The sequence below is a fragment of the Hymenobacter baengnokdamensis genome (assembly GCF_008728635.1).
Lineage (GTDB): Bacteria > Bacteroidota > Bacteroidia > Cytophagales > Hymenobacteraceae > Hymenobacter > Hymenobacter baengnokdamensis.
In genome coordinates this window covers 803,783-824,018 of the sequence record NZ_CP044285.1, presented here as the reverse complement: position 1 = coordinate 824,018, position 20,236 = coordinate 803,783, and the positions used below count along the sequence as shown (strand labels likewise).

General features: G+C 59.1%; 14 protein-coding genes. 8 read left to right on the top strand and 6 right to left on the bottom strand.

Translation table 11 applies throughout. From position 1 onward, the window contains the following. Positions 1 to 47: 47 nt before the first annotated feature. Entirely contained in the window at positions 48 to 3,161 is a 3,114-nt protein-coding gene (gene uvrA, locus F6X24_RS03445; protein WP_229725320.1) for an excinuclease ABC subunit UvrA, read from the top strand. Between the two features lie 172 nt (positions 3,162 to 3,333). Here uvrA and F6X24_RS03440 read toward each other — a convergent pair whose 3' ends face one another. Beyond that, positions 3,334 to 6,012: a glycoside hydrolase family 3 C-terminal domain-containing protein gene (locus F6X24_RS03440; protein WP_151086613.1), complete on the bottom strand. Its 2,679-nt coding sequence runs from the start codon at positions 6,010 to 6,012 to the stop codon at positions 3,334 to 3,336. A gap of 456 nt (positions 6,013 to 6,468) precedes the next feature. Further along, on the bottom strand, positions 6,469 to 6,888 hold the full coding sequence (locus F6X24_RS03435; RefSeq protein WP_151086611.1) for an OsmC family protein: 420 nt from the start codon (positions 6,886 to 6,888) through the stop codon (positions 6,469 to 6,471). A gap of 77 nt (positions 6,889 to 6,965) precedes the next feature. Here F6X24_RS03435 and F6X24_RS03430 point away from each other — a divergent pair, with 77 nt between their 5' ends. Together F6X24_RS03430 and lipA are read left to right on the top strand one after the other, a co-directional pair. Continuing rightward, a complete protein-coding gene (locus tag F6X24_RS03430; protein WP_151086610.1) occupies positions 6,966 to 7,814 on the top strand; it encodes a hypothetical protein in 849 nt (282 codons plus the stop codon). Between the two features lie 79 nt (positions 7,815 to 7,893). Beyond that, complete coding sequence (gene lipA, locus F6X24_RS03425) at positions 7,894 to 8,796, top strand: lipoyl synthase (RefSeq protein ID WP_394349942.1); 903 nt, start codon at positions 7,894 to 7,896, stop codon at positions 8,794 to 8,796. 80 nt (positions 8,797 to 8,876) lie between these two features. On the opposite strand, the gene F6X24_RS03420 is transcribed toward lipA, so the two are convergent. Both F6X24_RS03420 and gcvP read right to left on the bottom strand, forming a co-directional pair. Beyond that, positions 8,877 to 9,497 (bottom strand): DUF4136 domain-containing protein, encoded by a 621-nt coding sequence (locus F6X24_RS03420; RefSeq protein WP_151086607.1) that lies wholly within the window; start codon positions 9,495 to 9,497, stop codon positions 8,877 to 8,879. A gap of 257 nt (positions 9,498 to 9,754) precedes the next feature. After that, on the bottom strand, positions 9,755 to 12,679 hold the full coding sequence (gene gcvP / locus F6X24_RS03415; RefSeq protein WP_151086606.1) for an aminomethyl-transferring glycine dehydrogenase: 2,925 nt from the start codon (positions 12,677 to 12,679) through the stop codon (positions 9,755 to 9,757). A 140-nt stretch (positions 12,680 to 12,819) separates the two neighbouring features. Between gcvP and F6X24_RS03410 the strand changes: the two genes are divergently transcribed. Further along, positions 12,820 to 14,034: an NAD(P)-dependent oxidoreductase gene (locus F6X24_RS03410; RefSeq protein ID WP_151086604.1), complete on the top strand. Its 1,215-nt coding sequence runs from the start codon at positions 12,820 to 12,822 to the stop codon at positions 14,032 to 14,034. An 8-nt stretch (positions 14,035 to 14,042) separates the two neighbouring features. On the opposite strand, the gene F6X24_RS03405 is transcribed toward F6X24_RS03410, so the two are convergent. Further along, positions 14,043 to 14,942 carry an SMP-30/gluconolactonase/LRE family protein gene (locus F6X24_RS03405; RefSeq protein ID WP_191906441.1) on the bottom strand — a complete coding sequence of 300 codons (900 nt, stop codon included), beginning with the start codon at positions 14,940 to 14,942 and terminating at the stop codon, positions 14,043 to 14,045. Positions 14,943 to 15,062: 120 nt separating this feature from the next. Between F6X24_RS03405 and F6X24_RS03400 the strand changes: the two genes are divergently transcribed. The 4 genes from F6X24_RS03400 (at position 15,063) to F6X24_RS03385 (ending at position 19,040) form a co-directional block, all read left to right on the top strand. Then, a complete protein-coding gene (locus F6X24_RS03400; protein ID WP_229725319.1) occupies positions 15,063 to 15,785 on the top strand; it encodes a methyltransferase domain-containing protein in 723 nt (240 codons plus the stop codon). Between the two features lie 101 nt (positions 15,786 to 15,886). Beyond that, on the top strand, positions 15,887 to 17,371 hold the full coding sequence (locus F6X24_RS03395) for a hypothetical protein (protein WP_151086601.1): 1,485 nt from the start codon (positions 15,887 to 15,889) through the stop codon (positions 17,369 to 17,371). 36 nt (positions 17,372 to 17,407) lie between these two features. After that, positions 17,408 to 17,806 (top strand): carboxypeptidase-like regulatory domain-containing protein, encoded by a 399-nt coding sequence (locus F6X24_RS03390; RefSeq protein ID WP_151086600.1) that lies wholly within the window; start codon positions 17,408 to 17,410, stop codon positions 17,804 to 17,806. 583 nt (positions 17,807 to 18,389) lie between these two features. Continuing rightward, positions 18,390 to 19,040 (top strand): hypothetical protein, encoded by a 651-nt coding sequence (locus F6X24_RS03385; protein WP_151086598.1) that lies wholly within the window; start codon positions 18,390 to 18,392, stop codon positions 19,038 to 19,040. Between the two features lie 37 nt (positions 19,041 to 19,077). Here the strand turns inward: F6X24_RS03385 and F6X24_RS03380 are convergent, their stop codons facing one another. Then, positions 19,078 to 20,193 (bottom strand): type III polyketide synthase, encoded by a 1,116-nt coding sequence (locus F6X24_RS03380; RefSeq protein WP_151086596.1) that lies wholly within the window; start codon positions 20,191 to 20,193, stop codon positions 19,078 to 19,080. Positions 20,194 to 20,236: the final 43 nt, after the last annotated feature.

The window sequence follows — 20,236 nt, the reverse complement described above, 5'->3', positions numbered from 1 at the left end:
CCGGCTAGCCGTTCGCGTACCTTTGCTTGTTCCTCCGATTTGCCCGCATGGCTAAAAAAACGGCTGCCGCTCCCGTGGCCCCTGCTCCGAAAAAACCTAAGGCCGCTCCTAAAAAAGCCGCTAAACCGGCCGCCGACGCGGCCCAAGTCCTGACCTCTGCTACCGAAGATAAGCTAGTAGAAGTGGCTGAAAAGCAGGCGGCCGACCTGCGGCACAACCTGCCCGTGGGCCAACTGCCCGCGCCCGCCGGCCTGGCCGTGGCCGAGGTGCATCAGACGCCCGCCGCCTTGCCACCTGCTGCCAGCGCCCCCCTGGTGGGTGCCGAGGCCGAAGCGCCGTTCATTGAGGTGTATGGGGCGCGTGAGCACAACCTCAAAAACGTGTCGGTACGTATTCCGCGGGGTAAGCTGGTGGTTTTCACGGGTATATCGGGTTCGGGCAAGTCGAGCCTAGCCTTCGATACTATTTATGCCGAAGGCCAGCGGCGCTACATGGAGACGTTTTCGGCCTACGCCCGCTCCTTCATGGGCGGGCTGGAGCGGCCGAATGTTGATAAAATCGAAGGCTTGTCGCCGGTAATCTCCATTGAGCAAAAAACGACCTCGCGCAACCCGCGCTCCACGGTCGGCACCATTACCGAGATATACGACTTCCTGCGCCTGCTGTATGCCCGCACTGCCGAAGCCTACAGCTATGCCACCGGTAAGAAGATGATTAGGCAGAGCGATGACCAGATTATCAACTATATCCTGCGGCATTTTGAGAACCGCAAGCTGGTGGTGCTGGCCCCGGTAGTGAAGGGCCGAAAAGGACATTATCGCGAAGATTTTCAGAAGATTGCCAAGCTGGGCTTTACCAAGGTGCGCGTCGATGGCGAACTGCTCGACATCACACCCAAGATGCAGGTCGACAGATATAAAATTCACGATATTGAAATCGTGATTGACCGGCTGGTGGTGAAAGAAGAAGACCGGTTTCGCCTCTCCGGCTCGGTGCAGAATGCGCTCACGCACGGCAAGGGTACCATGCTCGTGCTCGACCCCGACGCGAAGGGCGAGAAGGGCAAGCCGCAGTTTTTTTCACGCTTTTTGATGGACCCCGAAACCGGTATCGCCTACGACGACCCGGCCCCTAACACGTTCAGCTTCAACTCGCCCTACGGCGCGTGCCCACACTGCGCCGGCCTGGGCGAGGTGCAGCAGATAACTGAAGAAACCGTTATTCCGGACCCCAAGCTGAGCATCAGCCGGGGCGCCATCGCGCCGCTGGGGGAGTATCGTGACATTTGGATATTTCAACAGCTTCAGCTCATTCTCAAAAAGCACAAGGCCAGCCTCAACACGCCCATCGAGAAGCTCGATGCGGAGCTGCTGAAGCGCCTGTTGCACGGCATCAGCCAAGACGATGCCGATGATGCCAAGGCCGTTTATACTGAGCCGTTCGAAGGTATTATTCCCTTCCTGCGCCGGCAGATGGACTCGGAGTCGGACAACATCCGGGAGTGGATTCAGCAGTACACCCAGGCCCAGACCTGCCCGGTGTGCGAGGGCTACCGCCTCAAAAAGGAAAGCCTGCACTTCAAGCTGGGCGACCGGCACATCGGCGAGCTTTCGGTGCTGGATATCAACGAGCTGGCGGCCTGGTTCGTGGGCCTGGAAGACCGCCTGAGCGAGCGCCAGAACCTCATTGCCCGCGAGCTGCTCAAGGAAATCCGCAAGCGCATCGGCTTTTTGCTGGAAGTGGGGTTGGACTACCTTAGCCTGCATCGCTCGGTGCGGACGCTCAGCGGGGGCGAGAGCCAGCGCATCCGGCTGGCTACCCAGATTGGTACCCAGCTCGTGGGGGTGCTCTACATCATGGACGAGCCCAGCATCGGCCTGCACCAGCGCGATAATGAGCGCTTAATCAAAGCCTTGCAGCACCTGCGCGACATCGGCAACTCGGTGATTGTGGTGGAGCACGACAAGGATATGATACTGCACGCCGACCATGTGCTCGACATCGGCCCCGGCGCGGGCATCCACGGCGGCCACATCGTGGCCGAGGGCACGCCCGAAGCTATCTTCAACTCCGGCTCGCTTACCTCCGACTACCTGAGCGGCAAGCGCAACATTGAGCTGCGCAAAAAGAAGCGCGAGGGCGAAGGCAATTTTCTGGTGCTGAAAGGTGCCAAAGGCCACAACCTCAAGAATGTAACGGCTAAATTTCCGCTCGGCAAGCTCATCGCCGTCACGGGCGTGTCGGGCTCGGGCAAATCGTCGCTCATTCACGACACGCTGTATCCAATTCTGAATCAGCACTTTTTCAATGCTCACCGCGAGCCCCTTGCCTACGGCAGCCTCGAAGGCCTGGAGCTGATTGACAAGGTGATTGAGGTCGACCAGTCGCCCATCGGCCGCACGCCGCGCTCGAACCCCGCTACTTACACCGGCGTGTTTACCGAAATCCGGCAGCTGTTTGCCGAGATGGCGGAGGCCAAAATTCGCGGTTACGGGCCGGGCCGCTTCTCGTTCAACGTGCGCGGGGGGCGCTGCGAAACCTGCGAAGGCGCGGGCATCCGCACCATCGAGATGAACTTCCTGCCCGACGTGCACGTGCCCTGCGAAACCTGCAAGGGCCGCCGCTACAACCGCGAGACGCTGGAAGTGCGCTTTAAAGGCAAGAGTATTACCGACGTGCTCGATATGACGGTGGAAAAAGCGGTAGAGTTCTTTGAGTTTCAGCCGCGTATCCTGCGCAAAATCAAGACATTGGCCGATGTTGGGCTGGGCTATCTCACACTGGGTCAGCAGGCTACTACGCTCTCGGGCGGCGAAGCCCAGCGCGTGAAGCTGGCCACCGAGCTGAGTAAAAAGGACACCGGCAAGACCTTCTACATCCTCGACGAGCCCACCACCGGCCTGCACTTTGAGGATATTCGCCACCTGGCCGACGTGCTGCACAAGCTCGCCGACAAGGGCAACACCGTGCTCATCATCGAGCACAACCTCGACCTCATCAAGGTGGCCGACCACGTCATCGACATTGGCCCCGAAGGCGGTGCGGGCGGTGGCACCATCGTGGCCCAGGGTACACCCGAGCAGGTGGCCAAAGCCGGCAAAGGCCACACCAGCCGCTTCCTGGCCGAGGAGCTGAAGACGAGCAAGTACGCTAGCGCGTAGTTTGTAGGCCCTGGCACCCCTGGGGTTGTTGTGCTAAGCTTGCGAAGCATCTTATCACGTTTGAACGAATCGTTCTGCGGCGATAAGATGCTTCGCAAGCTCAGCATGACAGGCGGGATTGGCAGTAGCGCGCGCTACTGCCAACTGTCCACTAACCCCAAAACCCCTCTAATTAATCAATCAGCACGCGCTGGCCCGTCAGCGCCAGGTTGGCTTTCAGCACTTTGCCGGCAGCTGCCTCAGCGGCCAGCGGCTGGCCGCCGCCCACAAAAAGCTGCACCTGCTCGGCCAGCTCCACGCGCCGGGCCTGAGCATCGAGGCGCGAAAGCTGCCGCGGCGTCAGCGTAAACTGCACCGTCTGGGTTTGGCCGGGAGCCAGGCTTACGCGCCGAAAGCCGGCCAGCGCGTGCAGCGCCGTGCGGCCCTGGCCGTCGGGGTGCCGCACGTACAGCTGCACCACCTCATCGCCGGCGCGCGGGCCGGCGTTCTGCACTTCCACGCTTAGCGCGATGGGCTGGCCGGTTTGGGGTTTGGATAATATAGTAAATTTACTATATTTAAACGATGTGTAGCTCAGGCCGTAGCCGAAAGGGTAGAGCGGCACGCCCTTGAAATAGCGGTAAGTGCGGCCTTCCATGCTGTAGTTGTCGAAGGCCGGCAGCTGGCTTTCCGACTTGTAAAACGTCACCGGCAGGCGGCCAGCGGGGTTGTAGTCGCCAAACAGCACGTCGGCCAGGGCCGTGCCGGCGGCCTGCCCGCCGTACCAGGTATTAACGATGGCCGGCAGGTTGGCAGCTTCCCAGGGGCAGGCGATGGCGCTGCCGGTCATCATGACGAATACTACTGGCTTGCCCGTGGTATGCAATACTCTCATCAGGTCGGTTTGCACCCTGGGCAACGCAATGCTCGTGCGGTCGCCGCCGCTGAAGCCGGGCACATCTACCTTCATTTCCTCGCCTTCGAGCCGGGGCGAGATGCCGCCCACGAACACGATAGCATCGGCATCTTTTACCTGGGCCAGGATGTTGGCCGCGTTCATCGGCACCACGTGCGCGCCCGTGAACCTGAGGATGCTGCGGCTCACGTTCTGCACGTACTCCAGCTTGACAGCCAATGACTTGCCGGCCGTCACGGGCAGCACGTACTGGTTGGTCGACACCCCGCGCCCGTTCCAGGCATCAATTACCAGCCTGCCATCAATAAACAAGCGGTAGCCATCGTCGCCGGTTATTTGCAGGGCTAGCTGCTCGGTTTTCTCGGGCGTAAACGTGGTGAGGTAGCGCGCTGAGATATTCTCGGAAGGCAAGCCCTTCACAATCTCCATTTTCACGTTGGCCAGGTAGCGGTCGAGGCCGGCTTCCTGCTGCGTGGCCACCGGCGGGCCTTCCAGGTTGGGGTTTTTAAAGTATTCGGCCCGGAAGCCGGGCTGCCCGTTATAAGCCAGATTCTTGTTGATATCGAGCGGCTCATACACCGTATTGCTGGCGTAGTCAACGCCCTGGATGTACGTTACTATCGCGTTCTGGCCCAACTTGTTGCGGATGCCTTCGAGCGGCGTTACGGGGTGGGTAGGGAAGCCGTTATAGTTGCCGAGCTGCACGCTTTCGTTGTCGGCATTGGGGCCGAGCACGGCTATTTTCTTCAGGTCTTTGCGTAGCGGCAGCGTGTGGTTGTCATTCTTGAGCAGCACCACCGACTCACGCGCCATTTTCAGGGCGTGGGCCTGGTGCGGCGCGCTCTCGACCACGCTCATCGGAATTTGGGCGTACCTGACGCGCTCTACCGGGTCAAACATACCCAGCTGAAACCTGATTTTGTAGAGCCGCTTCACCGATACATTCAACTGCTCCTCGGTAATGAGCTTCTTCTGCACCGATTCGAGCAGCGAGTTATAGGTGAATAACTTTCCCGTAGCGCACTCAATATCAGTGCCGTGCAACACGGCGTTGGCGGCGGCAGTCGCCGCGTCGGGGTCGGTCTTGTGGTGCTGCCAGAAGTCGTTGAGCCCGTCGCAGTCGGAGGTGACGTAGCCCTTAAACTGCCATTTCTTATATAAAATGTTGTTCATCAGGATGTCGCTGCCGCAGCACGGCTGCCCGGCGTAGGCATTGTAGGCGCACATCACGCCGGCCACCCTGGCATCCACAATCAGGTCGCGAAAAGCAGGCAGGTACGTGTCCCAGAGGTCGTAGTCGCTGATTTTGGCATCAAATACGTGGCGCAGCTGCTCGGGGCCGCTGTGCACGGCAAAGTGCTTGGCGCAGGCCGTGATTTTCAGGTACTTCGGGTCGTCACCCTGAAAGCCCTTCACCAGTGCCGAACCCAGCTGGCCGGTCAGGTAGGGGTCTTCGCCGTAGGTTTCCTGGCCCCGGCCCCAGCGCGGGTCGCGGAAGATATTGATGTTGGGCGTCCAGAAGGTAAGGCCCTGGTAGATACCGCGCTCGCCGCGCCGCACGTATTCCTGGTGCACGGCCCGCGCCTCATCCGAAGTGATAGTTGCCATGGTCAGCATCGCGTCCTTGTCGAAGGTAGCCGCCATGCCGATGGCCTGCGGAAACACCGTCGTTTTCATACTTGTGCGGGCCACGCCGTGCAGCGCCTCGTTCCACCAGTTGTAGGCCGGAATGCCCAGCCGGTCGATAGCCGGTGAATTATTCAGCATCTGCGATACCTTCTCGGGCAGCGTGAGGCGGCCCACCAGGTCATCAACCCGCTGGTCGATAGGCAGGTCGGGGTTCTGAAACGGAAATTCGGCGGGCCGGGCAGGTAGCGGCACCATCGAATGGACCGCCGGCAGCGTACTGCTGCCCGTGAGTAAGAGCAGGCCGAGAAGGGCGTGGGGGAGTTTCATAGGGGTGAAGAAAGCGAAACCAAACACCCGCATAAGCTCGGAGCCAGCCGGGATACGACTAAAAGTAAGGCGAAACTCCTGCTTGCAACTAATTGTAGGTTAAATAAATGCCCTAATCCAATGCGAAAACGATTGTGATAGCTGATAATAGTGGAATCGTAGTAAATGCCCGGCTGGCCGCACGTAGCAAGTGGGATAAGGCCCAAAAAAGCGCGGCCCGCCTGCCAGGCGGGCCGCGCAGTAGCGGCTGAAAGCCCCGGTGCTTTGCCCGGTGGTTGGGGCAAAGGCGCTCGGCAAGTATAGTTCGGGCGCCACGGCGCTGAGGTGCCGGCCAGTGAGGTGGGGCCCCGGCTTTGTTGCGCCGGGCTAAGCAAGCAGAAATGATTCGGGACTTCTACGCCGGGCAAGGCGCGGAAATCACGAATCATTCATCTTTACCCGTTAGCTATTAACGAGTTACTCGTACACAAACCGAACCTCTTGCCGTATTTCCGGGTTCAGGCTCAGGGCAACCGGGCAGGTGTGCGCCGTTCGCTCCATCAGGGTGCGGTCGGCGGGGCTGAGGGCAGCGGGCAGGTGCAGCTCAACATTGAGCTGCGCAATGCGGCGCGGCGGCTCAGGGCTCATAATTTTTTCCATCTTAAACGAACTACCTACCAGATTTAGCTGATGGCGCTCGGCCACGATAGCCATCGTCGTCAGAATGCAGGTGCCCAGGGCAGTACCCACGAGGTCGGTCGGCGAAAACGCTTCGCCGCGCCCGTGGTTATCAACCGGGGCATCGGTTTGGATAACGGTGCCCGAAGCAGTATGCGTAGCTTCGGTGCGCAGGTGGCCCTCGTAGCGGGCGGTAGCGGTGGTGTGGGACGTGCTCATACTACAAAGCTACCCCGGCAGCGTTAGCAAAGCGCATGGTGGCGAAAGCTGCCCGACAAGGTATTTTTGATTCCTCTATGAACAAGACGCACGTCATTGCCGCTGCTTGCCTGGCGCTCGGTACCGCCTGGGCTCGCCAGGCTCACGCCCAGGCGCCGGCCACTACTACGCCTCGACCGACGGGGCCTGCTATCGAGGCTGCTCCGCAAACCATGCCCTCCGATGAGCAATCATATACAAAAGAAACTATATACGGAATAAATTTTAACACCCAGGGCGGCCTTATTGGCGGCGTGAGTGTGCGCGTGGCCCGGGTGCTCGACGAGCGCTGGCTGCGCTTCTGGAGCCTGGAAGGCGTATCGCTGAAAAACCCCAAGGAAGAAAATTATACCAATGGCGAAACCGGCGGCAGCTTTAAGCGCTTCAAGGCCAACTACGCCTTTGTGCTGCGGCCTTCGGTGGGCATCCAGCGCATCCTGTTTCGCAAGGCCGCCGATGCCGGGGTGCAGGTAAACGGGCTGCTGAGCGCCGGGCCTTCGCTGGGGCTGCTCATGCCCTATGTTATCAGCTACGACTACGATGCGAAGCGCAACGGCAGCTATGGCGTAAATGATGTGCTCACCGATGAGCCCTACGACCCGGCGAAGCACGAAGCCGACAATGGCCGCTGGATATACGACCGGGCGCCGCTCTTCAGCGGCATTGGCCAAACCAAGATTGTGCCGGGTGCACACATCCGGGGCGCCCTCAGCTTTGAGTATGGGCGCTACCGCGATGCGGTGGCCGGAGCCGAGGTGGGGTTTCTGCTAGAAGGCTTTACCCAGCGCATGACTATTCTGACGCCGCCGCTGGTAGACCCCAACACGCTCAACAGCCAGTTTTTCCCCTCCGTTTACCTGACGCTGTACCTGGGGCACCGCAACTGAGGCTGGTGAGGGCTGGCCTGCCCTTCCCTGACCGGCTTCATCCTGAATTCCCAGTTAACTTTACTGTATGGATACCCTGCTGCTCTCTCTGCCCATTATTCAGGCCGAACCAATTGCGCCCGTGGCGCCGGCCCGCCTGCGCAAGCCCGACTGGCTGCGCGTGAAGCTGCCCATTGGCCCCGACTACGCCGCCGTGCGCAAGCTGGTAGATGAGCACAAGCTGCATACGATATGTGAGTCGGGCAACTGCCCCAATATGGGCGAGTGCTGGGGCGCGGGCACGGCCACGTTTATGATTCTGGGTAATGTGTGCACCCGCTCGTGCTCGTTTTGCGCCGTGGCCACGGGCCGCCCCACCGAGCTCGACCTCGACGAGCCCCGGCGCGTGGCCGAAGCCATTGCCCTTATGAAAGTAAAGCACGCCGTGCTTACCTCCGTAAACCGCGACGAGCTGAAAGACCGCGGGGCCAGCGTGTGGCGCGATACTGTCGTCTTCACCAAGCAGCTGAGCCCCGAAACCACCATCGAAACGCTAATCCCCGATGTGAAAGCCAACTGGGAAGCCCTCGACGTGATGATTTCGGGCGGCCAGGAAGTGATTTCGCACAACATGGAAACTGTGGGCAGCCTCTACCGCCTGGTGCGCCCCCAGGCCAAGTACGACCGCTCGCTGGAGCAAATCCGGCGCACCAAGCTGGCCGGGCACCGCACCAAGTCGGGCATTATGCTGGGCCTGGGCGAGAAAGCCGACGAAGTACACCAGGCGATGGATGACCTCGTAGCCAATGGCCTCGACATTCTTACCCTGGGCCAGTACCTGCAGCCCACCAAGCGCCACCTCGAAGTAGCCGAGTTTATCCACCCCGAAGTATTTGCACAATACAAGGAAGAAGGCCTGCGGCGCGGCCTGAAGTACGTCGAAAGCGGCCCGCTGGTACGCTCGTCGTACCACGCCGAGCGCCACGTCAACGTGCCGATTTAACGGGCCGTAGTCAACCTGGCAAAAGCAAAGAAAGCCCCGTCATTCGACGGGGCTTTCTTTGCTTTTGCCAGGTTGACTGCTTAGCGAACGGCCGCCGGGCGGCGCACATCGGTGGGCGGATAGTTGCTCAGCACGCTGTTGACGATGCGGTAGGTTTCCTCCTCCGAGATGCTGTTCTGGTTGAGCTGGGCCTGGCCCGTGCCGCGCCACGCCAGCTCTTTGCGGCGGGCATCCACGATGTCGATGATGACCGTGCCGGCCTTGTAGTTATAGGCGCCCCCACCGTAGGGGTAGCCGCCAAAGCCGCCGTAACCATAGCCGTAGTAGGGGTAGCCGTAGCCACCATACGGATAGCCCGATACCTGCTGCTTGTTCTCGACGCGCACGCTGTAGGCTACGTACACATCGGGGTTGCTCGTTGTTTCGGTCAGGCCCTTGGCCGTGAGGTCTTTGCTCACCGCATCGCGGATGCGCTGGTCGGTAAACGACTCGTAGCCTTTGGCCGGGCCGCCTTCGGTATCGTTGGTTTGCTTGGGGTACCAGGCCCAGGTGTGGTAGTTACGGAAGTTGACAGCGTGGTCGAAGTCGCTCGACACGCCCACGTTGGCGGTAGTAGCGCAGGAGCCCAGTGCGAGGGCCAGCGCCAGGCCCGTTGCCGCAAGTGCAGTCGGCCGGGCCAGAAAACGAGTGATGCGGTTCATAATGCTAAAAAATAGAGAAATAAAACCCTTGCGTGGGAGTATCAGGCTAACGCGGGCGAGCGGGGCAATGTTCCAAAAAAAGTAGGCAAGCCGACTACCTGCGTTAGCTAATCGCCCAACACGCCAAACGCCCGGCCGAGTCGCTTTCGCGTGCTCAGCCGGGCGTTTTTTTGGGTAGCCTGGACTCTGCGAGTCCGCGCGTGGTAATATTAAACAACGTTCCCACGCGCGGACTCGCAGAGTCCACGCTACGGCGCTTAGTACGATGGGCCTTTGTCGGTAGCTACCAGCTGCTCGGCTTCGTCGGCGTATTCTTCCATGGGCGTGCAGCTGCAAATGAGGTTGCGGTCGCCGTAGGCCGAGTCGATGCGGCTCACGCTGGGCCAGAACTTGGCCAGGCGCACGTAGGGCAGCGGGTACACGGCCTGCTCGCGGGTGTAGGGGCGCGTCCAGGCCTCGGTGAGCACCACGGCGGCCGTGTGGGGGGCGTGCTTGAGCACGTTTTCCTTCTGGTCGGCGCGGCCGGCCTCGACTTCGGCAATTTCCTTGCGAATCGAAATCATGGCCTCGCAAAAGCGGTCCAGCTCCTGCTTGCTCTCGCTCTCCGTGGGCTCTACCATGAGCGTGCCGGCTACCGGGAAGCTCACCGTGGGCGCGTGGAAACCGTAGTCCATCAGGCGCTTGGCAATGTCTTCGACCTCGATACCCGCCTTCTTGAAGTGGCGGCAGTCCAGAATCATCTCGTGGGCGCAGCGGCCCTGGTGGCCGGTGTACAGCACCGGGTAGTGCTCCTCCAGGCGGGCCTTAATGTAGTTGGCGTTCAGAATAGCCAGCTCGGTAGCCCGCGTAATGCCATCGCCGCCCATCATCGAGATGTAAGCATAGGAAATTGGCAATATACTGGCCGAGCCGTAGGGCGCGGCCGATACGGCCCCGTGGTTGCGGCCCTCCACCGGCACTACGGCGTGGCCGGGCAGGTAGGGAATGAGGTCGGCCACCACGCCGATGGGACCCACGCCGGGGCCGCCGCCGCCGTGCGGAATGCAGAACGTTTTGTGCAGATTCAGGTGGCATACATCGGCCCCGATGGCGGCGGGCGAGGTGAGGCCCACCTGGGCATTCATGTTGGCACCGTCCATGTACACGCGGCCGCCGTGCTGGTGAATGAGCGCGCAGATTTCGATAATCGTTTCCTCATACACGCCGTGCGTGCTCGGGTACGTCACCATGAGGCACGAGAGGCGGTCGGCGTACTGCTCGGCCTTGGCGCGCAGGTCGGCCACGTCGATGTTGCCGTCTTCGGTGCTTTTCACCACTATTACCTGCATGCCGGCCATAACGGCCGAAGCCGGATTGGTGCCGTGGGCCGAAGCCGGAATGAGCGCCACCGTGCGGTGCGTATCGCCCCGGCCTTCGTGGTAGCCCCGGATGGCCAGCAGGCCGGCATATTCGCCCTGCGCCCCCGAGTTGGGCTGGAGGCTAACGGCCGCAAAGCCGGTTACCTCGCACAGCCAGGCTTGCAGGTCTTTGATAATCTGCTGGTAGCCCAGGGTCTGGTCGGCCGGCGCAAAGGGATGTAGCTGGCCGATTTCGGGCCAGGTCACGGGTATCATCTCGGCCGTGGCGTTGAGCTTCATGGTGCACGAGCCCAGCGGAATCATGCTGTGCGCGAGGCTCAGGTCCTTGTTTTCGAGGTGCTTCATGTAGCGCAGCATCTCATGCTCGGCGTGGTGCGAGTTAAAGACGGGGTGCGTCAGGTACTCGCTGGTACGCTGAAGGCTGGTAGGCCAGCTCAGCGTCAGCTCGGCTTCAACGGTGGGCGCGGTGGAGGTTGCTACTTCTTTGCCGAGCACTTTGGCAAATACATCCACGATGTCGCGCACGTCGTCAAACTCCACGTTCTGGTGCAGGCTGATGCCGACCAGCGTGTCTTCGTAGTAGCGGAAGTTGAGGCCGGCGGCCTCGGCCTCCGTCTTCAGGGCTTGCTGCAGCTCGTGGCTTTCGAGGCGCAGGCTCAGCGTGTCGAAGTAGTTGGCATTCAGCTGCTCTACGCCCAGGCCTTTTAGCTCGGCTTCGAGAATCTGGGTGAAGAGGTGGGTGTTTACGGCAAACTGCCGGATGCCCTTCGGCCCGTGGTACACGGCAAACATGCCGGCCAGCACGCTCAGCAGCACCTGCGCGGTGCAGATGTTACTCGTCGCTTTTTCGCGCCGGATGTGCTGCTCGCGGGTTTGCAGCGCCATGCGGTAGGCTTTGTTGCCGGCCGCATCCACGCTCTGGCCGATAATACGGCCCGGAATGACGCGCTTAAACTGGTCTTTGCACGAAAAGAAGCCCGCGTGCGGACCGCCAAAGCCCATGGGCACGCCAAAGCGCTGCGACGAGCCCACGCACACATCGGCCCCCAGCTCGCCGGGCGAGGTGAGGAGCGTCAGGGCCAGCAAATCGGCGGCCATCACCACAAACAGGTCGTGCTGGTGCGCCGTGTCGATAAATTCCTGGTAGTCGAAAATCGTCCCGTTGGCCCCCGGATACTGCACGATGGCGCCAAACAGCGCCTCGTCGCTCAGGTCGGCGGTGCGGTGGTCGCCCACTACCAGCTCAATGCCCAGCGGGGTGGCGCGGGTGCGCAGCACGTCGATGGTCTGGGGCAGCACCTGCTCCGACACGAAAAACTTGCTGGCATTCTTCTTTCTGGTTTGCGAGTGCAGCATGTGCAGCGCCTCGGCGGCGGCCGTGGCCTCGTCGAGCAGGCTGGCGTTAGCAATGGGCAGGCCGGTGAGGTTGATTATCAGGGTCTGATAATTGATGAGCGCTTCGAGGCGGCCCTGGGCAATCTCGGCCTGGTAGGGGGTGTAAGCCGTGTACCAGCCCGGGTTTTCCAGAATATTGCGCTGAATAACCGGCGGCAGCGTGGTGTCGTGGTAGCCCAGGCCGATATAGCTCTTGAACACCTTGTTTTGGCCGGCAATCTGCTTGAAGCGCTTCAGAAACTGGCGCTCGGTCAGGGCCGGAGGCAGAGCCAGGCCTTTCGAGAGGCGAATGGCAGGCGGCACCGTTTCGGCGATGAGCTGGGCCACTGACTCGGCCCCAACGGCTTGCAGCATGGCTTGCTGGTCGGCTTGGCTGGGCGCGTTGTGGCGGGTTTCAAACACGTCGGCGGGCTTGAATCTAAACGACATAAACGTGGGCTGGGGGAGGGGAGAAGAATGCGACTTTTTCCTTAACAAAGGTAAGCCCGGTTTGGTCGGGGTGGGAGCGTACTTTTGAGCCAAACCTACCTATTCTGTCATTGCTGCGCTTGCAAATGACAAACCATGTTATGCCTTTTCCCACCCTGCTTGGCCTGCTGCGCGAAGGCCGCACGCCGCCCGACCGCCGCGTGGCGCTCACCCCTAAAAAATGCGTGGAGCTGCAAGACACCTACCCCGGACTGCGGGTGCGGGTGCAGCCCAGCCCGCACCGCGCCTTCGCCGACCAGGAGTATCGCGACCTGGGCATCGAGGTCAGCGAGGATATGGCAGGCTGCGAGGTATTGCTCGGTGTAAAAGAGGTGCCCGTATCGGAGCTGATTGCCAATAAAGCCTACCTCTTCTTTTCGCACACTATCAAAAAGCAGCCCCGCAACCGCGAGCTGCTGCAAGCTGTTCTCAACAAGCATATTACCCTGATTGATTATGAGCTGCTAACTAACGCAGCCGGCGAGCGCGTAGTGGCTTTCGGGCACTGGGCGGGCATTGTGGGCGCGTATAATGGCCTGCTTACCTACGGCCGCAAGCACGGGCTATATCAGCTTAAGCCGGCCTGGCAATGCGTTGATATGGAGGATATGCAGGAGGAGTTTTTTAAGGTAAAACACCTGCCGCCCATCAAGATTGCCGTAACCGGCACGGGCCGCGTGGGGCGGGGCGCGGTGGAGGTGCTGGGCCGCATGGGCATCCGGCGCGTGAGCGTGTACGACTACCTGTACCTCAATTTTAGCGAGCCGGTGTATACCCAGCTGGGCAGCTCCGACTACAACCGCCGCCGCGACGGCCGGGTGTGGGACACGGCCAACTTTCACCACGAGCCCGCAGCCTACGAATCGGCGTTTGCGAAGTTCATCCCGGTTACCGACCTGCTCATTGCCTGCGCGTACTGGCATCCGGCCGCGCCGCGCTTGTTTTCGGAGTCCGATACCCGGCAGCCGGATTTTAAGCTGAACACTATTGCCGACGTAACCTGTGATGTCAACGGCTCTATTCCGCTCACCAAGCGCAGCAGCACTATCGAAGAGCCGGCTTTCGACTGCAACCCCAGCACCGGGGCTCTGGAACCGCCGTATTCACGCGCCGAAAACATCACCCTGATGGCCGTCGATAACCTGCCCTGCGAGCTGCCGCGCAATGCCAGCCGCGATTTCAGCCGCCAGCTGCTCGACCAGGCGCTGCCGCCACTTATGAACGGCGACCCGGCCGGCGTGCTGGCCCGCGCCACTATTGCCGCGGCCGGGCAGCTGTGCCCGCGCTTCGCTTACCTGCGCGACTACGTAGCGTAAAGCCGATGTTATTGCTTGGCGGCCGAGCCGATAACCTTGGAATTTCTAACCGAGTCGATAACCGCCGTGTCGGCCGAGTTGGTGGCCGTTGGAGTGTTCGCCAGCGTAGATACCTGCCCGGTTGGGCTGATTTTGCGCAGCGTGCCACTGCCGGTATCCGTCACATATACGGCCCCCGTCCCATCAGTCGCCACGCCCGCCGGAAACTTAAAGCCTTCGGCCAGCAGCGTCACCTCGCCGGTCGGGCTCACCCGCCGGATGCAGTTGCTGTAGGTGTCGGCTACCAGTACCCCGCCATCGGCTTCTACCGCCAGGCCACGCGGGTGGTTAAAGTCATCGGCCAGCAGATGAACCTGGCCGGTAAGACTGATTTCCCGAATAGTATTATTGTCGGTGTCGGCCACGTATACGGTGCCGTGCGCGCTCACGGCAATGCCGGCCGGCTTGTTGAGGCCGCTGGCCAGCGTGCTGATTCCCCCGCGCGGGGTTATTTTTTGCACCGAGCCGGTATTAGGCCCTGCCCCGGTGTCGGCCACGTACACATTGCCTTCGGCATCGACGGCCACGGCGGCCGGATACACCAGGCTATGGCTCTGGACCAGCGTCGTTACCTTACCGGCTGCGCTTACCTGCTTAATGCTGTGGCTGCCGGCATCGGCCACGTACACCAGACCCGTGGCGCTAACGGCCACGCCGGTCGGGTAAGAAAGGTCGGTATTGACTACGAGCGATACTTCCCCGGTCGGGCTTACCTTTTGCACGGCGCCGTTGTCGGTATCGACTACGTACACATTGCCCGCCGCATCGACAGCTACCCCGTCGGGGTAACTGAACGATGGCGGTGCCGCTGGCCGGCCGGCGGTCAGGCCCGCTGCCAGTAGGGCACTCATGAGTAAAGACGTCTTCATAGTCAGGAAAGGATGAGCAAGTAACCACTCCAAAGATACTGAACGTTCCATTCAATTTGCTATTATTTATCACTTTAGTACAATAAGGTGAAACCTCCTGCGTTTCATGCCACATTTTTTATGAACCTGACCGCCCGCTCCACCGCTCCCGAGCTGATGGATGACCTGACCCTGGCTACCGAAGAGCTGCGGCAAAACCTCGACGAGCTGGAAACTATCAATACCTGGCTGGGCGGCTACCAGCCGGTGCTGGGGGCGCTGGCGCGGCTGCGTCCGTGCTTCCCCGCCGGCCGCCCCCTGCGCCTGGCCGACCTGGGCAGCGGCGGCGGCGATACCCTGCGCCACATAGCCCGCTGGGCCCGCCGCCGGCAGGTGCCCGTCGAGCTTACGGGCGTCGATGCCAACGAGTTTATGCTCGGATACGCTACGCAAAAGAGCGCCATCTACCCCGAGATATTGTATAGTAATTTCGATATATTATCGCCCCAATTCACCGCGCAGGAGTATGATATTCTCACGGCCAGCCTGTTCTGTCACCATTTCACCGATGCCGAGCTGATAGGGTTGCTGCGCAGCTGGCAGCAGCAGGCCGGCCTGGCCGTTGTTATCAACGATTTGCACCGCCACCCGCTGGCCTACTACAGCATCAAGTACCTCACTAGGCTGCTGGGCGGCTCGCGCCTGGTGCAAAATGACGCGCCGCTCTCGGTGGCTCGCGCCTTTTCGCGGGCCGACTGGCAGCGGCTGCTGGCCGAGGCCGGCATTACGCGGTATGAGTTGCGCTGGTGCTGGGCCTTTCGCTGGCAGGTAATAATTTATAATAACGATGTCTGCAATGCGTAAGCGACGAATGTGCTGCAAAATTAAAAAAATGTTTAATATAATTTGCAGATTGTATTTTATATTTGCTAAACAAGAGTCTGTTTCTAAAATATAGAACGCGTATGATTTTTTCTACTCACCCCTTGCGAAAGGCTTGGTTGGTACTTTTAGCTGTCTTGGCGCAAGCCTGCTCGCGGCACGAACCTGTGCCGATGGCAGCGCCTCAGATATCTCCTGTCAGCGTTGGTGACGCACAAAAGTGGTATCAGGCCACTTATCCAGCTGCCATCCCCAGTAGTACCCGCCTGCTTTGGCAGCGCGCCGTGAGCATAGGGCAGCATGCTAACCAAGTCCTGCTCGTGCCGATGGCCTACGACCCAGGGGTATTTACTGGCAATCCCTGGCAGGGTTCCCGCTACCTCTTCGTAACGAAAGGTAGCAGCCAGGCCTTACAAGGAAACATAGCTGAGCTATTACTGCAGCCTGGTGCCACGCCACTCGATACCACAGCGCTATTGGCTAGGCTCTACCAGGGCTACCAACAGCAAAGCCTGGCCACGCCGGCGCAAACGGAGGGGATATTTCTGCTTTATTCGGCAAGCTACCACTACCTGGCCGGCCGACGGTTTCACGCTGGACAGCTGGCGCCGGGCCAGGTGCGGCTGTGGTTTCAAGGAGCAGAAAACAATGCGGCTAAACCTACAGCCGGCAGTCCTAAGCAGAAGAGAGCGAGTACTCAACGCATCAATAGTTGCATTTTTTACTATAATGCTATCAGCGGAGAATACTTAGGCTCTTCGGCTGGCTGCGGGCTATCCGATGATAATGGCGGCTATGACGGCGACACTGGCTCACCGACCGGCCCTGGTGACTATGGCGGTACTCCTGGCAATGGGGGCAATAGCACTAATGACCCAGGTAGTGGGCCCCAAGGACCCGCGAGTGGGCCTACAAATAATCTCGTTATCAATACCGCACAGTTGAAGCCATGTGAACTATTGGTAATGAATAATTTGAAAGGATTAACAGGAAATCCCTTACTTACCAATTTGCAAAAACTAGCCGGAAATACCCCAGGTTATAATTGGACAGTAAAAGATGGTCATCTCGCTCCCAACAGCAATGCTTTTACCTCATCTGGATATGACATCAGCACCAATTCTGTTATTACTACTTTCGATTTGCAAAAATTCCCTGATATTACAGACTTAAGTATGGCAAGGACAATGCTCCATGAATCGTTCCATGCTTATTTGGTAGCCTATTTCGCTAATGACCGTAACCTTGCAAATGCAGAATATAGTGCAATGGTTGATGCTTATCAAGTCCAGCATCAAGATATACAAGATATTCATCACGTTGAAATGACTTTTTGGGTGGCTAATATTGCTGATGCTCTTATGCAGTATGGGCAAAGTAAAGGTTATAATCTGCCTGGTCAATTCTATTTGGATATGTCTTGGGCGGGACTGGAGGGAACCCAGGCGTATAAAAATTTGCCGGCTGCTGATAAGCAAAGGATACAAAATACTATTGTAATCGAATTAACTGGACAAGATAGTAATGGCAACAGTGCCACTCAATCCGGTAAAAACCCTGGGTGCTAAGAGAGTGCAAATTTTTGTTATTTAAATTAATCCACAATGGATTATAAAAAAAAGGTAAGCGTCGCTTTTCTTCTTTTATTAATGCTGACAACAGCTTGTATGAAAGTTCCTGCGCGACTTCCTAGCAGCAAGTATATCATTAAGGTATTCCCTAAAAAATATACAAAGAGTAATCCTATAATCTCGGGCCATACTGACGAGTTATATCCGGATGGGAGTTACCGTCCCATTGGCCTAGCTTATATCTCAGTAGGTAAGCAAGGTGTGAAATCGGATAATGATGGAAATTATTCAGCCAGGGTATCACCTGGCAAATACGATGTTTCTGTCAGGATTATAGGTTATCAACCTATAGTAGTGAAAGATGTGCGAATCAGCAAGAAGGATTCCGTCAGAATAGACTTCCACCTTTCGGCAGATACTACAAAACTATGAAGCTGTTTAGGAAGTAGTAAATTAGGACTTACGCAAAAACGTTTGTCCTTGCGAGCGCAGCGCGGCAATCGCCCCAGAACGAGTCGTGCGGGTGTCGTTCGGGTGTGATTGCTTCGCAGGCTCGCAAGGACAAACGATTTTGCGTAAGTCCTATTAAAAAAGGAACGTCATGCTGAGCCTGCGAAGCAGCTCGCTCGCGCCGTATGAATCGTTCAAGGAGGTGGTAGAGATGCTTCGCGGTTTTAAATAGCCTCATAGATAAGACTGTGTTAAGTATTGTCTTTTTATGTATTGGCCTGCTAAATTAATATTGCTACCTGTTTGGTTGGTACTTACCTGCCTGCTTGGATTTACCAAGGAAGCGATAGCACAGCAAGTTGTTATTCGCAAAAAATACGTGTTGCTGGCGTCAGCCCGTACCCGCATTACGCACATCCAAACCGCGCGTACCCGGCTAGGTAAGGTTGAGCACGTAGATATTCTTAATATACTCGCCGACAGCAATTACTTCGCTCACCGCCCTAGTGATAGTAATGGTGAGAGGTTAAACGGCTTTTACGACACCGATAAATTGCTAGTAACCATGGCCGTACTGCCCGATGAGCAGACCGGGCAGGTAACATGGCAGGCAGTTGATGTCGACACCATTAACAGCCGGATAAAGCTTCCTTTGGAAGCGGTGCTGCAGGATGGGGTCACCAATCTTTTGGCGTACAAAAGGCAGCTGCCAAGGATTATCTTTCTGACGCGCCGCCTGGGCTGGCAGCCCGTCATTAAGCGCAACGGCCGCTACTGGACCACTCAGAATGAGGTGCTGACAGAATACTTTTTGGTGCGCACTCAGCCCCTGTGGTTTGCCGCCTTCGCCGACAACGTGACGCTGAACTGCGGAGCCCAGCCCTTTTCGCCGGCCGACCTCGTGGCCCTGCAAAAACGGGTTGCGGCGGCCTTTCCCAATCCAGCCACCAGGCCTAATGTAGCCTTTGAGGTAGCCGGGGCCAAGCTGGTGCTGGCTAGCAGCGCGCAGCAGGTTTATACGTTTTGGTCTATTCCTGTAGAAGTGTTTGATGCGGCACCGGAAATTTTGTACACCGGGGCCGTTGAGCTAAAGTTCAAGCCCGGCGTAGGCGTAATATCAGGGAAATACCCGAAGCATTTTCATATGAGCAACGACAATGGGTACAATACTTTTTTCGATACGGTAAGCACAGAAATTATAAGCAGCCCAAAGTAAGAGGAATGCGCTTAGGGATGCTGTAGCAGCTGGCAGTCTACTCACAAGCGATTTCCAGCAGCATCGCCTCCATCGTCAGCCCAGGCCCGAAGGCGCAGCTGAGCACGGGCGCCCCGTTATCGGCGGGCGTGGCGGCGGCCAGCAGCTCGCGCAGCACAAAAAGCACCGTGGCCGACGACATGTTGCCGTAGTCGCGCAGCACCTGGTAGGCGTAGCGATTGTCGTGCTTGCTCAGGTGCAGGGCCTGCTCGATGGCTTCCAGAATCTTACGCCCGCCGGGGTGCAGGGCGAAATGCTTGATGTCTTCGCGCCGCACGGGCAGGTCTTTTAGCAAATCGGCCGTGAGCTGCCCGATACCGCGCTGAATCAGCGCCGGCACGTAGCCCGAGAGCGTCATCTCAAAGCCGAAGTCGCCGATGTGCCAGGCCATATCCTTGGTGCCTTCGGGCGCAAGGCCGCAGTGAAAGGCCCGCAAAGCCAGGCAGGGCGCGGGGCCGGGCAGCGGCTCGCCCAGCACCAGGCAGGCGGCTGCCCCGTCGGCAAAGAGCGCGTTGCTAACCAGGTGGTCTTCCTCCTGGCTTTTCTGGAAGTGCAGCGTACATAGCTCCACGCTCACCACCAGCACGCGGGCGGCCGGGTCGGCCCGGCAGATGCTATCGGCGAGGCGCAGCGCATTGACGGCCGCGTAGCAGCCCATGAAGTTGACGCAGGTGCGACGCACGGAAGCCGGCAGGCCCAGCGCCGCCACCAGCTCAATATCCAGGCCGGGCGCGTACATGCCGGTGCAGCTGACCGTAATGAGGTGCGTCAGGCTGGCGGCCTCCACGCCGGGCGCCTGGCGCAAAGAATCGTGGGCGGCAGCCAGGGCTAGTGGCAGCGCCTCGCGCCGGTAGGCAGCCATGCGCTGGCTCACGCTCGGAAAAGGCTCCAGGCCCGGCGTATTCGGAAAAAAGTCGTAGTCGCCGTTGGCCCGGCCGTAGTCGGCCAGCACGGAGTGGCGGTGCTCGATGCCCGACACTCGGTACAGCGCCCGAAGCTTGCGGGTGCCACCCTCATCCAATGCCAGGGCCCCGGCCATAAAGTCGGCTATGGTGGGCTGGGCGAGGCGGTGAGCGGGCGTGGCGGTGCCAATGGCACCCAGGTAGCTGGGCATTAGGGGAAGGTTAGAAACGCAAGTTTACACACTGGCAGCACGG